Source organism: Agrobacterium sp. V1, from assembly GCF_030518355.1.
Lineage (GTDB): Bacteria > Pseudomonadota > Alphaproteobacteria > Rhizobiales > Rhizobiaceae > Agrobacterium > Agrobacterium cucumeris.
On sequence record NZ_JAULSF010000002.1, the window covers coordinates 422,954 to 436,503 of the forward strand.

At 59.4% G+C, this 13,550-nt stretch carries 11 protein-coding genes; 8 read left to right on the plus strand and 3 right to left on the minus strand.

Going from position 1 to position 13,550, the window contains the following annotated elements:
* Positions 1-73 precede the first annotated feature (73 nt).
* Positions 74-703 (minus strand): SGNH/GDSL hydrolase family protein, encoded by a 630-nt coding sequence (locus QSV77_RS16135; protein WP_302734254.1) that lies wholly within the window; start codon positions 701-703, stop codon positions 74-76.
* A gap of 6 nt (positions 704-709) precedes the next feature.
* The gene (locus QSV77_RS16140; protein ID WP_035221218.1) at positions 710-1,858 is read right to left on the minus strand and encodes a mandelate racemase family protein; all 1,149 of its coding nucleotides are present in this window, start codon (positions 1,856-1,858) and stop codon (positions 710-712) included.
* A 423-nt stretch (positions 1,859-2,281) separates the two neighbouring features.
* Between QSV77_RS16140 and QSV77_RS16145 the strand changes: the two genes are divergently transcribed.
* Entirely contained in the window at positions 2,282-3,310 is a 1,029-nt protein-coding gene (locus QSV77_RS16145; protein ID WP_269699189.1) for an LLM class flavin-dependent oxidoreductase, read from the plus strand.
* 86 nt (positions 3,311-3,396) lie between these two features.
* Here the strand turns inward: QSV77_RS16145 and QSV77_RS16150 are convergent, their stop codons facing one another.
* Complete coding sequence (locus QSV77_RS16150) at positions 3,397-4,704, minus strand: NtaA/DmoA family FMN-dependent monooxygenase (protein ID WP_302734255.1); 1,308 nt, start codon at positions 4,702-4,704, stop codon at positions 3,397-3,399.
* A gap of 354 nt (positions 4,705-5,058) precedes the next feature.
* Between QSV77_RS16150 and QSV77_RS16155 the strand changes: the two genes are divergently transcribed.
* The 7 genes from QSV77_RS16155 (at position 5,059) to QSV77_RS16185 (ending at position 13,545) form a co-directional block, all read left to right on the plus strand.
* Entirely contained in the window at positions 5,059-6,126 is a 1,068-nt protein-coding gene (locus QSV77_RS16155) for an ABC transporter substrate-binding protein (protein ID WP_302734256.1), read from the plus strand.
* Between the two features lie 7 nt (positions 6,127-6,133).
* The gene (locus QSV77_RS16160; RefSeq protein WP_302734257.1) at positions 6,134-7,030 is read left to right on the plus strand and encodes an NmrA family NAD(P)-binding protein; all 897 of its coding nucleotides are present in this window, start codon (positions 6,134-6,136) and stop codon (positions 7,028-7,030) included.
* A complete protein-coding gene (locus QSV77_RS16165; RefSeq protein ID WP_302734258.1) occupies positions 7,021-8,205 on the plus strand; it encodes an LLM class flavin-dependent oxidoreductase in 1,185 nt (394 codons plus the stop codon). The genes QSV77_RS16160 and QSV77_RS16165 overlap by 10 nt, the downstream gene beginning before the upstream one ends.
* A 93-nt stretch (positions 8,206-8,298) precedes the next feature.
* On the plus strand, positions 8,299-9,498 hold the full coding sequence (locus QSV77_RS16170) for a M20 aminoacylase family protein (RefSeq protein ID WP_302734259.1): 1,200 nt from the start codon (positions 8,299-8,301) through the stop codon (positions 9,496-9,498).
* A gap of 34 nt (positions 9,499-9,532) precedes the next feature.
* Positions 9,533-11,122 (plus strand): ABC transporter substrate-binding protein, encoded by a 1,590-nt coding sequence (locus tag QSV77_RS16175; RefSeq protein ID WP_302734260.1) that lies wholly within the window; start codon positions 9,533-9,535, stop codon positions 11,120-11,122.
* Between the two features lie 437 nt (positions 11,123-11,559).
* The gene (locus QSV77_RS16180; protein WP_142843646.1) at positions 11,560-11,910 is read left to right on the plus strand and encodes a DUF3088 domain-containing protein; all 351 of its coding nucleotides are present in this window, start codon (positions 11,560-11,562) and stop codon (positions 11,908-11,910) included.
* Between the two features lie 39 nt (positions 11,911-11,949).
* Positions 11,950-13,545: an ABC transporter substrate-binding protein gene (locus QSV77_RS16185; protein WP_269699246.1), complete on the plus strand. Its 1,596-nt coding sequence runs from the start codon at positions 11,950-11,952 to the stop codon at positions 13,543-13,545.
* The last annotated feature ends 5 nt before the right edge of the window (positions 13,546-13,550 follow it).

Sequence of the window (13,550 nt, forward strand, 5' to 3'; positions counted from 1 at the left end):
CCAATACGGCCGGTTCATACGGCCTTTCCACGTTTTGATCCTCGCGCCCGGTTCCTCCTCGGGCGTCGCAGGATCAGCCAAGAATCTCTCTGACGGGTGCTGCGAGCGCCCGGCCGATTGCCGCCGTTGCCGGCGCGTCCAGATGCACGCCATCCACCGGTGAAGCGCTGGCAACCGATCCGGCATCAAAGAAGGCGTGCCCCAGTTCGCCGGCAAGTTTGTGGTAAAGCGACGCAAGCCTGAGCGATTGGCCGATGTCCCGCCCACCTGCGGGTTCTCCGCCGGGGCCTGCGACGCAGGGCGGCGGTGCGACGATCAGCAGTTTCGGCACCGCCTCGCGCGGCTTGTAGATAAAGGTTTCGACAATTTGGGCCAGCCGCCGCATGCCGGAAACTGCGGCTTCCGCCCGCCCGCCATGCACCGGCTTGATATCGTTCGTGCCCAGCATGATGATGACGAGATCAAGTGGCATGTGGCAGGAAAGCGCGACTTCAAGCGCCCGCGCGCCATTGCGGCAGGCGGGGCCTGCGTGGTCGTCGTAGCAGGTGGTGCGCCCGCCAAGTCCCTCGGGGTGAACCTTTGCCTTTCCGGCAAGCTCGGCCTCCAGAACCTCCGGCCAGCGGTGTTCGGCAGGGTGCCGCAGACCCGTTGCCGGGTCAGCACCCCAGGTGAGGCTGTCTCCGAAGGCGAGCACCGTTTTCATCGCCCGTTACCTCACCCGATTGTTGTCGATGAAGGTAAAATCGATGTCCTCGCCAAGGCCCGGCCGGTCAGGGACATGCACGAAGCCGTCGCGATCCATCGGGTCGGACAGCGATTTCAGATAATCGTGGCCGTCATCATATTCGAGGAAGGGGTGCAAAAGGCCGCGCTCATACCAGCGGCAATTCTTGGTGGCGGCGACAACGTGCAGGTTCATGGCTGTATTGCCATGCACTTCGCACTCCATGCCGAAGGCTTCGGCCAGATGCATGGTCTTCAGCGCCGGAGTGATGCCACCGACATCGTTGACGCCGGTGCGCAGAATATCGCAGGCGCCGGCCTTGATCCATTCGGCCCGGTGCCAATGCTTGCCGGCGGCGCTTTCCGGGCCGACGACGGGAATATCGAGATTGTCGGAAAGCCACTTGTAGGAAGACAGCGACTGTTCATCCATCGGCTCCTCGATCCAGTCGAAGCCGAGTTTTTCGAGGCCACGCCCAAGCGCCAGCGCATCGGTGCGGGAGTACCAGTGGAAAGCGTCGATCATCAGGCGAATATCGGGGCCGACCGCCTCACGAACGGCGGCGCAGGCCTTGAGGTCCATCTTCACATCCGGAGCCCAGCTGACGGGCGGCATCCAGGTGTGCAGCTTGATGCCCTTGTAACCGCGCTTCACCAGCGTTTCGGCAAAACGGCCGTAATCTTCCGGCGTCGCCAGCCCGCCTTCCAGCTCGTCACCGCACATGATCGAGCCATAGGCCAGCACCTTGTCGCGATAACCGCCGATCAACTTGTATACAGGTTGGTTGAGCGAGCGGCCGGCAAGGTCCCACAATGCGCAATCCACCACCGCCAATGTGCGGTCGGTCAGCTGTGCGGCCGAACCGCGCTGCCAGTGGGCAAGATCCTGCCACAGCCGTTCCCGGTCGCGATGGTCTTCACCGATCAGGACTTTCTTGACGAATTTTTCGATGACATGCGGGCGAACGATCTCCGGCGCGGTGAAGGAGTGACCTTCCTGACCGTCCTCGGTGCGGATGGTCAGCATGGCCTGTTCCACCTGATGCGCCGGACCCGGATGCGCGTGACCGGCACTGTCCGAGTGGCGACGGGTCGTCGTGCGGAAAACACGGACCTCGACGTCGGTGATGATCATAATTCCTCCCTCATGCAGGTATCGCAGCGTTCATGATTGCCGCAATGTCATACATGTCTGCGTTATTTGTCAACATGTATGATAATCTGTATTACATGTTTGAGGCGGAAATCAAGTTTTTTGTCGGGTAGCCCGTAACTGGCGTCGTAGGCCAGACCGGCTTTGTGGCTGTTACGAACTGCGAAGGGGACGGGGGAAGTGGAGAGCAGGGCGCGGCAAGATCGTCGCGAATAACCTATAATTTTAGTAGACTATTAAATCGCGCAACGATCTTTCAACAATGACCGGGACTATAAAAGACCATGCCGTGCAAGCCGCGCCCTTCATCGGGCATTCTGCTGGAGTATGCGCGGCACGGAAGAACGGCCGCAGCAGCATCGCCTGAGCCCGTCTTCCGTCAACAACCATTCCCGGACGTTCACTATGCCTCTTTCCCGTATTTCCCATTTCGCCTTTCTGGTTCCCGGCAATTATCACGATGATGACCCCGCAAAGGGGCTGGAAGAAACCCTGCAGCTTTTCGAAGCCGGGGAGGCGCTGGGTTATCACAGCGCCTGGGTGCGTCAGCGCCATCTGGAACGGGGCGTTTCCTCGGCAGCCACTTTTCTTGCCGCTGCATCGCAGCGCACGAAGCGGATCGGGCTAGGCACCGCCGTCATTCAGCTGGGTTATGAAAATCCCTTCAGGCTGGCCGAGGATCTCGCCACGGTTGATGTCCTGTCACACGGACGGCTGAATGTTGGCGTCTCGGTGGGCGCGCCGCCCTTTGCTCATCTCATTTCGGACTATGTCGATATTGCTGCCGATGCGGATTACAGCCACGGCCGTGCGGAAAAGCTGGCGAAGGCGTTGAGATCGGAACCTTTGTCCAGTGACACGGAGGCCGGCAATGCCGCTGGTGCTCAGGTGCCGCGCCTTCGGCCCTTCGCCAGGGGTTTGACCGACCGGCTGTGGTATGGCGGCGGATCGCAGAACTCCGCCCGGTGGGCCGGCAGGGCAGGGTTCAATCTTCTGACCGGTAATATCGTTAGCGGTGAAAACACCGATGATTTTCTGACCGCACAGGCGGCTCTTGTTGCCCGCTTCCGGCAGGAATGGGCGCATGAGCGCCAGCCGCGTGTCGCGCTGGGACGGGTGATCCTGCCAACCGATAGCGCAAGCCCCGCGACGCGCCGCCGTTATGCGGAATTCGCCGCTGAGCGTGACAAGCGCACGCATACGCCGCATGGCGCGCGCCGCACGCTTTTCCTGCCCGACATTGTTGGCACGACTGAGGAGATTCTGGAGACGCTGTCGCGTGATCCGGTGCTGCCGCATGTCTCGGAATTCCGTCTGGAATTGCCCTATGAGTTTCAGCCGGAAGATTATCGCCAGATCGTCACGGATTTCGCCTCCGTCGTGCCGCAGCTTTCCGGCGGCCGGCCGGTTTTGAAGGTGGCGGCGGGTCAATAATATGTCTCTGGCACCCGCCATTGCCGGGAACGGCACAAATGGCGGGCGATGGAGGTGTGGCGCTTTACCCGCGCCACATCCTTGGTTCAATCGGGATAAGGCAGACCATAGCGGTCGCGGATCGTCGCACCGTCATATTCACGCGGATAAACGCCGCGGTCCTGCAGCACCGGCACGACCTTTTCGACGAATTCGGCAATATCATCGGGCGCGCGCGGTGGCTGCAGGGTGTAGCCATCCACGGTGCCATCCTGCCAGAGGTCGATGATGCCATCCGCCACCTCTTCCGGTGTGCCAAGCAGCAGCCGGTGGTGCCCCTCGGAGCGGCGCACGGCCTCACGCGCGGTGAGCTTTTCATGGGTCAGCAGCTCGGAAAGGCCAAGCCCCATGCCAACGGCCCATTGCCGGTTCTGGTCGGGAATGAAGCGCTCGCCATCGAGTTTTATATCCGGGTTGAAATCGCGCGGATCAATGCCGTTTTCCTTGGCGAAACGCGCCAGAAGCCCGTCTTCCGAGCCGGTCCCGCTGAAGAGTTCATGCTTGCGCAGCGCGTCCTCACGGGTCTCGCCGAGAATGACGACAAGGCCGGGAACGATGCGGATGCCGGCGGGATCGCGGCCGAAAGAGACAGCGCGGTCACGCACCTTTTTGCCGAAGGCCTGACCCGCCGGGCGTGACAGGATGTTGCAATAGATGATCTCGCCATGGCGAGCCGCCAGATCGATGCCACCTTCGGAAGCGCCGGCCTGCGCGATGACGGGATGTCCCTGCGGCCCGCGTGGAACGTTGAGCGGGCCCTTTACGTGGAAATATTGCCCCTCGTGATCGATGGTTTCCGCCGTTGCCGCATCCCAGAAGCGATCTTCCGGCACATCTCCCTCACGGCGCGGATCCCAGCTCGACCAGAGCTTTTTCGCGACATCGAGAAATTCGGTGGCCTTGGCATAACGTTCGCTGCGTGGTGGCAGCGGATCGTTGCCGAAATTGGCCGCGACATTGGGATTGAAGGAGGAGACGATGTTGACGATCAGCCGGCCGCCGGTGACCACGTCGATAGACTGCGTTCGTCTCGCAAAATTATAGGGTGAATTATAGGTGGAGGATATCGTCGCCACAAAACCGATATCCGGCACCTGCGCGGCAAGTGAGGTGGAGAGGATGAGCGGATCGATGGTGTGAAATGGGCGACTGGCCGGGTCAGTCAGCAATGCCGGGTGGTCGGAGAGGAAAACAGCGTCGAACCGGCCTTTATGGGCCAGTTCCGTCAGCCGCCGGTAATAGCCGATATCATTGATATCGTGCCGGTCTCCGCTTCTGTATTTCCAGGCATTGGGAAGATATCCCGTTGTATTGATGCCGACATTGAGATTGAGCCGGCGTTTGGTGTTGCTCATGCTTTTATTTTTCCGTCTGTATGGGATTCCAGCCTGTGGCGGGTGTAATTATCCGAAAGCGTAACAGCCGCGATTGCGGTCGCGAGTTAAAAATCCTTGCTACTGGGAGAAGAAAAACTTTCGAGCCATGGCTTTTCCGGCTCCCACGTGGATGCCCCTGATAGGAGTGGCTGCGTTGGGCGTTATGTTCGAAAATTACGCCATTTTCGAAAGGATATTTCCTTCACCATGCGAGGGCCTAGTGTTATGGAAATGAATTTCTTCAATCGCCTCCTAAATAGTACACTTTATCTATAGAAAATACCCTGCGGCGTGTAGCGTGCTGTCCAGATCGCAATTTCGAGGACGACCGCCATGGCTGATGCCGCCCTTCGCCAAGCAACCCAACCCGTAACCCTCTGGTACACCCGCTGCCCGGCACCAACGCCGCTCTCCATCGCGGTGCAGCTTGGCTGGATAGAGGAGCGTTTTGCCAGTCACGGCATCTCCGTTTCCTCCATTCGAGATGCGGCAGATCCGGCTATCAGGCAGAGCCATTTTGATCATCGGCTGGACTGGTCCTTCCGCCAGGGCGGCAACATTCCGCCAATCTGGGCGAAGGCGGGTGGCCGGCAGACGCGGCTGGTGGGGCTGACGAGAACCGATGAGTTTCAGGCGGTCATTGCGTTGCCCGCAAGTGGAATAAGCAAGGGCCGCGATTTGAAGGGGCGGCGCATCGGCCTGCCGAAACGTCCGAATGAAACCATCGATTTCCAGCGCGCCACGTCGCTGAAGGGCATCGTGTCGGCACTCACCGTTTCCGATCTCACCGTTGCCGATGTCGAACTCGTCGATCTGACAGCAAGAGAGCCGGTGCTGCTTGGTCCAACGGATGAGCGCTTCCATGGCCTGCGCCGGCGGCTTCCCTATGGCGAGGAAATTGCAGCACTGCACCGCGGCCAGATCGATGCATTTTTCGTCAAGGGCGCCGAAGGTGTCACCGTCGCCAATCTCATCGGTGCTCAGGTCGTCGTATCAACCGGGTTTCATCCCGATCCGAAAATCCGCATCAACAATGGCACGCCACGTCCCTTGACGGTGGACGCTACCTTTGCCGATGAGCGGCCCGATCTGGTGGCGGAACTGGTGGCCACCGTTCAGCGGGTTGCCTGGTGGGCAAATGACAATCCGGCGGAGGCCGTGCGTTTCATCGCCCGCGAGATCGGCGTCAGCGAAGAGGCGGTCCTGGCTGCCAATGGCGCGGATGTGCACCAAAATCTGCGGCTTGATCTCGACCCGGCGGAGCTGGATGCGCTGAGCCATTTCAAGGATTTCCTGCTGGAATGGAAATTTATCCCTGACGATTTCGATGTGCGGGACTGGGCCGATCCACGTGCTCTTTCTTCACTGCAAGAGACCGCACAACACAAAGCTGGAAAGTGAGGACGTCATGGCAGCCACCATTCTTGTAACGGGTGCAACTGGTAAGCTCGGCCAGCGTGTCGTCAGCCGTCTTCTGCAAAAACAGGAGAGCGTTCGCGTGCTGACCCGCAGGCGCGAGGATGCACTGAAGCTCTGGGGTGACAGGGTCGAGATTGCGGAGGGGAATTTTTCCGATCCGGCCAGCCTGAAGGAGGCTTCACGCGGCATAAATGCCGTCTTTGTGCTTTCCCCCATCGGGGAAACGCTGGCGGTTGACCAGAAGGTGGTCATCGATGCGGCTCTCTCGGCCGGTGCTTTGCGGATCGTAAAAATATCCGGCTCTGACTGGACCATTGAAAATGCCGCCCGCTCCATCTCGGGTGCGGCCCATGCCGAGGTGGAGGCGCATCTCGCCAGAACCGGCGTAACGCATACGGTACTGCGGCCGAATGCATGGATGCAGGTGGCGCTGGAACCCGTTGTCGCCGCGCTGCGCAAGGGTGAGGATGTGCCCGCCCGGTTCGGCAATGCGGCCGTCTCCTTCATTGATGCCGACGATATCGCCGACGTGGCGGTTCACGCGCTGACAGGCGATGAACCGCTTGCCGGCCCCCTGGTGCTGACCGGCGGCGAAGCCCTGACGGGGCTGGAGATCGCCCGCATCGCGGCCCGTATCCTGCATCGGCCGGTTGGTGTTTCGCATGATGCCGTGCTGGCCTTTCCACCGGATATTGGCGTGTTCGAACAGAAAGCGATCGGCGAATTCGGTCAGCTTATCCGCGAAGGTCTGGCGGCATCCGTCACCGATACCATCGACCAGATCACCGGTCGTCAACCCCGCGGCGTGGAGAGCTACCTGCGCACCCGGTTGGCCGCAGCCGCACCGCAGGGTGATCATTCCGAGGGAGAAAAGACATGGCGCTAAGTGTTCCTTTGCCCGATGGTTCGGAGCTGAAAGGTCTTGAACTGAAAAGTCCTGCCGATTTTGACGACAGCCCGCTCAGCCGGGCGGTAAAACAGCCGCTGATGCTGGGCCTGTTCCTCAATCTGCAGGACATCAATTTCTCCAGCCTGCCGACCAGCAACAGCTGGACTTTCGATTATAACGTCGAACTGGTGAAGCGGGCGGAGGAACTTGGTTTCGAAATCGCCTTTAGCCGCACCCAATGGCTGCCCAAGGGCGGATATGACGGCGAATCCTCGCTCGACAGTTTCATCGCGCTCGGCGCCATGGCGGCGGTCACCAAGAACATTCTGCTGATCTCCACCATCCATGTGCTTTACGGGCCTCTGCATCCGCTGCATCTCGCCAAATATGGCGCGACGCTGGATCATATCGCCAAGGGGCGCTGGGGCATTAATATCGTCACCGGCCACCGTGCCATCGAGCACGAAATGTTCGGTTGGCAGCGGATCGACCATGATAAGCGTTATGATATGGCGGGTGAATTGTTCGATGTGCTCCACCGCCTGTGGGCTGAGACAGAAAACTTCTCCTATGAAGGCAAGCTTAATCCCTGGGCGATCAACAATGGCTGGATCACGCCGAAACCCGCCTTTGGCCGCCCGCCGCTGGTGACGGCGACGGGGTCGCCCGCCGGCATTGATTTCGCGGCCCGCCATTCCGATCTGGTTTTCGTCACTTCGCCCGGCGGGGCGCATATAGACAGCGCGCTGGAAACCCTTCCCGATCATGTCGCGACTGTCAAGAACCGCGCCAAAGCCTATGGCCGGCGGGTGAAGACGCTCATCAATCCGATCATCGTCAGCCGCGATACGGAAAAGGAGGCGATTGCCTATGCCGATGCCATCGAGGCTGGAAAACCGCAGGCCGGCACCCGCGCCTTCGCCACCAATAATTACGACAGCGACGCCCATGCCTGGCGCGGCCGCGGCGATGCGCGCCACAAGCAGGGGCGTAATCTCGGCGGCAATATTGAAATCATCGGTTCGCCGGAACAGGTGGTCGAGCAGCTTGTCGGTTTAAAAAAGGCCGGCATCGATGGGGTTCAGCTGAATTTCTACGATTTCCGTGAAGACCTTGATTACTTCGCCGAGCGCATTCTGCCCTTGATGAAGGAGGCTGGCCTGAGGCTCTGACGCCTTACCAGCCCTGATTTTCCAGTTCCGAAGCTAACCCCCTTTGCAATCGCCCGATTGCGAAAACGATATTGTTTGCCCTGAGGAGATACCGTGAATATCGCCGTCGATCCCGTCAAAACATCAGCACCGAAAATTCTGGACCGGATCGGGACCTATGTTCCCGAACTCGTCTCCATCCGCCACGATCTGCACCAGCATCCGGAAATCGGCTTCGAGGAGGTGCGCACCTCAGGCATCGTCGCTGAAAAGCTCGCCTCCTGGGGAATCGAGGTGCATCGCGGTTATGGCAAGACCGGCCTGGTCGGCGTGTTGCACGGCCGCCATGCGGGTAACCGGTCCATCGGGCTCAGGGCCGATATGGACGCCCTGCCGATGCCGGAGGAAACCGGACTGCCCTATGCGTCGGTCTATCCCGGCAAGTTCCACGGTTGCGGACATGATGTGCACACTACCATCCTGCTCGGCACCGCCCGTTATCTGGCGGAAACCCGCGATTTCGCCGGCACGGTGGTGTTCATTTTCCAGCCGGCCGAGGAAGGTCTTGGCGGCGCGCGCGCCATGATTGCCGATGGGCTGTTCAAGGATTTTCCGGTCGACGAGATTTATGGCCTGCATAATTCCACCCATGCCGCGCCCAATCATCTCAAGGTTTCGCCTGGCACCATTCTGGCAGGTGCGGATTTCTTCGATATCCGGCTGAAGGGCAGGGGCGCCCACGCCGCCCATCCCGATGTCTCGCGCGACCCGGTGCCGGCCACGGGCGAACTCATCCAGGCCTTGCAGACGATCGTTAGCCGCAACGTGTCGCCGACCGATCCCGCCGTGCTGTCGATCACGCGCATCGAGGCGGGGTCGGCGTATAATGTCATTCCCGAAACGGCCTCGATTGCCGGAACGGTGCGGGCTTTTTCCGACAGCGTGCGCGAAACCATCCGGGAGCGCATCCACACGATTTCCGATCATATTGCCGCCGCCCATGGCCTGACCGCCGAGGTAGATATTCGCGACATATTCTCGGTTCTCACCAATGATGATGTGTCCGTGGAGATCGTTGCCGGCGTGGCCCGCGAGGTTTTGGGAGACGAGCGCGTCTCCACCGAGCCGGGCCGCTTCATGGGCAGCGAGGATTTCGCCGATCTCCTGAAACACGCGCCCGGCGCATTTTTCACCCTTGGCCATTCCGGCACCGTGCCTGCCCACAATCCCGGTTTCATCGTCGATGACGCGATCCTGCCGGTTGGCGCCACGCTGTTTGCCCGCCTGGTGGAGACGCGGCTGAAGGCTGCCTGAACATTTGAAAACAATTTCACAAAGGGAAACATCCATGAATATTACAAGACGTAAGACATTGCTTTTGAGTGCCGCGCTTGCCGGGGCCATGCTGTTGCCGTCCTTGCCCGCACTGGCGGCGGAAACGCCGAAAAAGGGCGGAATCGTTACTCTTGCGGGTCTCGGCGAGCCGACGACACTGGTGCCGCTTTCCGATTCCAATACGCGCACCCGCGCCATTTCCACGAAAATCCTTGAAGGGCTGGTGCGGTTCGACAGCGAGTTCAAACCGCATCCGGTTCTGGCGGAAAGCTGGGAAACATCGGTAGACGGGCTGCGTCACACGTTCAAGCTGCGCAAGGGTGTAAAATGGCATGACGGCAAGGATTTCACGTCGCAGGATGTCAAGTTTTCGCTGCTTGCCTTCAAGAAGGTCGGTCCGCGCGGGCGTATCACCTTTGCCAATATTGCCGATATCGAAACGCCCGATCCGCTGACGGCGGTGGTGGTGCTTTCCAAACCCGCACCCTACCTTCTGCGGGCGCTGACGGGCGGCGAAACGCCCATACTGCCGGCCCACGCCTATGCTTCGGAAAACTACAATGAAAGCCCGAACGGCAATGCGCCCATCGGCACCGGCCCCTTCGTGTTCGAGGAATGGAAACGCGGCAGCTATGTGAAGCTGAAGAAGAACCCGCATTACTGGCAGGCCGATCTGCCTTATCTCGATGGTTTCGTGGCACGCTTCGTTGCGGATGCGGCCTCCACCACCATTTCCGTGGAAACGGGGGAGGCGGATTACACCGCTGACGTTTCCTACAGCGATCTGGAGCGTCTTCGGCAAAATCCGAAGCTTGCGGTGGAGGTCTATACAGACTCCTATCTCAACAATGCCGCCATCTTCGAGTTCAATCTGGAAAACCCGATCCTCGCCAAAAAGGAAGTCCGGCACGCGCTGGCCCATGCCATCGACCGCGATTTCATCAATGACGCGATCTTCTTCGGAACGGCCAAACCTGCTGGTTCAAACATCCCGGCCGTCTTCACCGCCTATAATGATGAAAAGCCTTTCACCTATCCCTTTGATCTCGCCAAAGCGAACGAATTGCTGGACAAGGCTGGTTACCCGAAAGGTGCTGATGGTACCCGTTTTTCGCTGCGGCTTGCCTTCCTGCCATCCGACGTCTTCCGCAAAACAGCAGAATATCTGCGCTCTTCCTTCGGCAAACTCGGCGTGAAGGTAGACATCGTCGAAGGCGATCTCGCCACCTTCATCAAGCGCGTTTACACCGAGCGCGGTTTTGACCTGACGGTGAACGGCATCAGCCGGCTGTTCGATCCAACGGCGGGCGTGCAGCGTCTCTACTGGTCCGATGGCATCAAGAACCCGGCGCCTTACGTCAATGCCGCCCACTACAATAACCCCAAGGTGGATGATCTTTTCCGTGCGGCCGCCATCGAGGTGGATGAAACGAAGCGGGCGGCGCAATTCCACGACATCCAGAAAATCACTGGTGACGACCTGCCGAATTTCTCCATCGTCGCTTTGCCGACCGTCATTCTGCGCAATACCAGTCTGAAGTCGCTCGTCACGACCATCGACATTGCCTATGGGGATTTGTCGACGGCCTGGAAAAGCGAGTAAGCGTTTTGAAATGTGAGTTCATCCCCACTCCGTCACCCCGGACTTGATCCGGGGTCCAGCGTGATCAAGTCCTTGATCGCGAGAGAGTCCTCTCACGGCGCAGACGCGCCGTGGCTGGATGCCGGATCAAGCCCGGCATGACGGTAGAGCGGTCTACGATCTTCCTCATCAACTCTAACCCGGCAATTCTGTCGGGTTTTTTATTGCTGAAAATTGCTGTCCGGCCTTTTTTCGCTGTCGCGTGATAATGGTATTTTCGGGAAAAACATTGCTTTTGGAACAGGCCGGCAGGAACACCGATGCCGGCATTTGAAATTTCAAAAAAATCAATTTCATCAATAATTTAACGCAAAGCAATTCTTCGTTTCAAAGCAAGAATTGCTTTCTGGACCCACGCTTTGGCTGCCTGCACTGTGAACTGGAAATCTCACCCTCACATGATGGATGCCATGGCCAAGGACACGCTTTTTCTGATCTCCCCCGGTTTTGAAGACCCCAAGCACCCGGGTGTCCGCTTCGTCTGCCCGCATTGTAACCAGATCGAGGGCCTGCTTGCCGCCTTTCCAGACCTAGCGGGGCAGATCGATATCCGCCGTGTCGGTTTTCAGCGCCCGCGTGAGGCGGTCATCGCCGCCGTGGGTGAAGAAAACCAGTCGCTGCCGCTGTTCGTCTTTGCCGGCGAGGCGCCCGCTGACGCCGCGGCAAAGGGCGATACGCACTTCATTCAGGACACCAAACGCATTTTGCAAATCCTCGCCGAGCGCCACGGGTTCCCGCAGTTGCATTGAGTTGCCGCTCCCGCACATCGGATTTTTTCGGAGACAGACATGACCATTTCCAGACGCCAGTTTCATAAGATTGCACTTGCCGCCGGCGCATTCGTGGCGCTTCCGGGCGGCTCTTTCGCCGCTGCCGAAGAGCCCGTTTCGGGCGGCACGCTGAAGATCGTATATTTCCCTGAACCGACCCAGCTCGTGGCCATCAATACCAGTGCGGGCGGCCCACAGTTCATCGGTTCGAAAATTTACGACGGGCTTTTGACCTATGATTACGAGCTGTCGCCCCAGCCAAGTCTTGCTAGGGAATGGAGCGTTTCAGCCGACGGGCTGGAATATGTCTTCCATCTGCAGCCGAATGCGAAATTCCATGACGGCAAACCGGTGACATCGGCGGATGTGGAGTTTTCCATCCTTCGGCTGAAAGAGGCGCATCCGCGCGGCCGGGCGACGTTCTCGAACGTTGAAAGCGTCGATATATCAGATCCGCTGGTTGCGAAGGTGAAGCTTTCCAAGCCCGCCCCGGGCCTGATCACCGCGCTTGCCTCGTCGGAATCGCCAATCGTGCCGAAGCATATTTTCGAAACCTTCAAGCCGACAGATAATCCGAAACCCGCCCAGATCATCGGCAGCGGCCCGTTCGTGCTGAAGGAATGGGTGCCGGGCAGTCATATCCTGCTGGAGAAAAACGCCGATTATTGGGATGCGCCGCGCCCTCATCTCGACCGCGTCATCATCCGCCTCATCAACGATGCGGGTGCCCGTGCTGCCGCACTGGAAACCGGCGAAGGGGATATTGGCCCTAACCCGGTCGCGCTTGCCGATCTGGAACGGCTGAAATCCATTCCGACGCTGAAGGTGGATGACCGCATCTATGCCTATGCCGGCCAGCAGAACCAGCTCGTCATCAACCTTGAGAACGAATATCTCAAGGAGTTGAAGGTCAGGCAGGCCATCGCCCATGCCATCGACGTTCCGGCGCTCATCGATACCGTGCTTTATGGTTATGCCGTGCCATCGCCGACGCCGATCAGCCCCGGCCTTGCGAAGTTCCACAATGCGGATATCGGTTTTGCCAAGTTCGACGTCGCGCAGGCGGAGAAATTGCTGGATGAGGCAGGCTTTCCGCGCAAGGACGGCGGCAAGCGCTTCAAGCTGCGCGTCACCACCAACCCGTTCAATCCGCAGACCTATTCGGATTTCATCGCGCAGGCGCTGTCGAAGATCGGCATCGAGGCGGATATCCAGAAATTCGATTTCGGCACCTATGTGAAGGTCGTCTATACCGACCGCGCCTGGGACCTTTCGGTGGAATCCCTCTCCAACACCTTCGATCCGACAGCCGGTGTGCAGCGCGTCTACTGGAGCAAGAACTTCAAGATCGGCCTGCCGTTCTCCAACGCCAGCCATTACGCCAATCCGGAAGTGGACCGGCTGCTGGAAGCGGCGGCAGTGGAGCCGGATATCGAAAAGCGCGCGGCTTTCTTCAAGGAATTTCAGGCCGTTGTCGCCAGGGATCTTCCCGTCATCAATCTCGTCTCTCCCATCCAGCCGGTCGTCGGCAGCGTACGCATCAAGGACTACGCGACAGGCGCAGAGGGGCTGAGCGGCAATCTCGCCAAAGCCTGGGTGACGAAGGAGGCGTGAGCCTC

What these genes read in the sequence shown, in the direction of transcription:
- QSV77_RS16180 (WP_142843646.1), top strand. Translation starts at nt 11,560, where the DNA reads ATGATGGATGCCATGGCCAAGGACACGCTTTTTCTGATCTCCCCCGGT.
- QSV77_RS16175 (WP_302734260.1), top strand. Translation starts at nt 9,533, where the DNA reads ATGAATATTACAAGACGTAAGACATTGCTTTTGAGTGCCGCGCTTGCC.
- QSV77_RS16185 (WP_269699246.1), top strand. Translation starts at nt 11,950, where the DNA reads ATGACCATTTCCAGACGCCAGTTTCATAAGATTGCACTTGCCGCCGGC.
- QSV77_RS16140 (WP_035221218.1), bottom strand. Translation starts at nt 1,858, where the DNA reads ATGATCATCACCGACGTCGAGGTCCGTGTTTTCCGCACGACGACCCGT.
- QSV77_RS16150 (WP_302734255.1), bottom strand. Translation starts at nt 4,704, where the DNA reads ATGAGCAACACCAAACGCCGGCTCAATCTCAATGTCGGCATCAATACA.
- QSV77_RS16155 (WP_302734256.1), top strand. Translation starts at nt 5,059, where the DNA reads ATGGCTGATGCCGCCCTTCGCCAAGCAACCCAACCCGTAACCCTCTGG.
- QSV77_RS16145 (WP_269699189.1), top strand. Translation starts at nt 2,282, where the DNA reads ATGCCTCTTTCCCGTATTTCCCATTTCGCCTTTCTGGTTCCCGGCAAT.
- QSV77_RS16135 (WP_302734254.1), bottom strand. Translation starts at nt 703, where the DNA reads ATGAAAACGGTGCTCGCCTTCGGAGACAGCCTCACCTGGGGTGCTGAC.
- QSV77_RS16160 (WP_302734257.1), top strand. Translation starts at nt 6,134, where the DNA reads ATGGCAGCCACCATTCTTGTAACGGGTGCAACTGGTAAGCTCGGCCAG.
- QSV77_RS16165 (WP_302734258.1), top strand. Translation starts at nt 7,021, where the DNA reads ATGGCGCTAAGTGTTCCTTTGCCCGATGGTTCGGAGCTGAAAGGTCTT.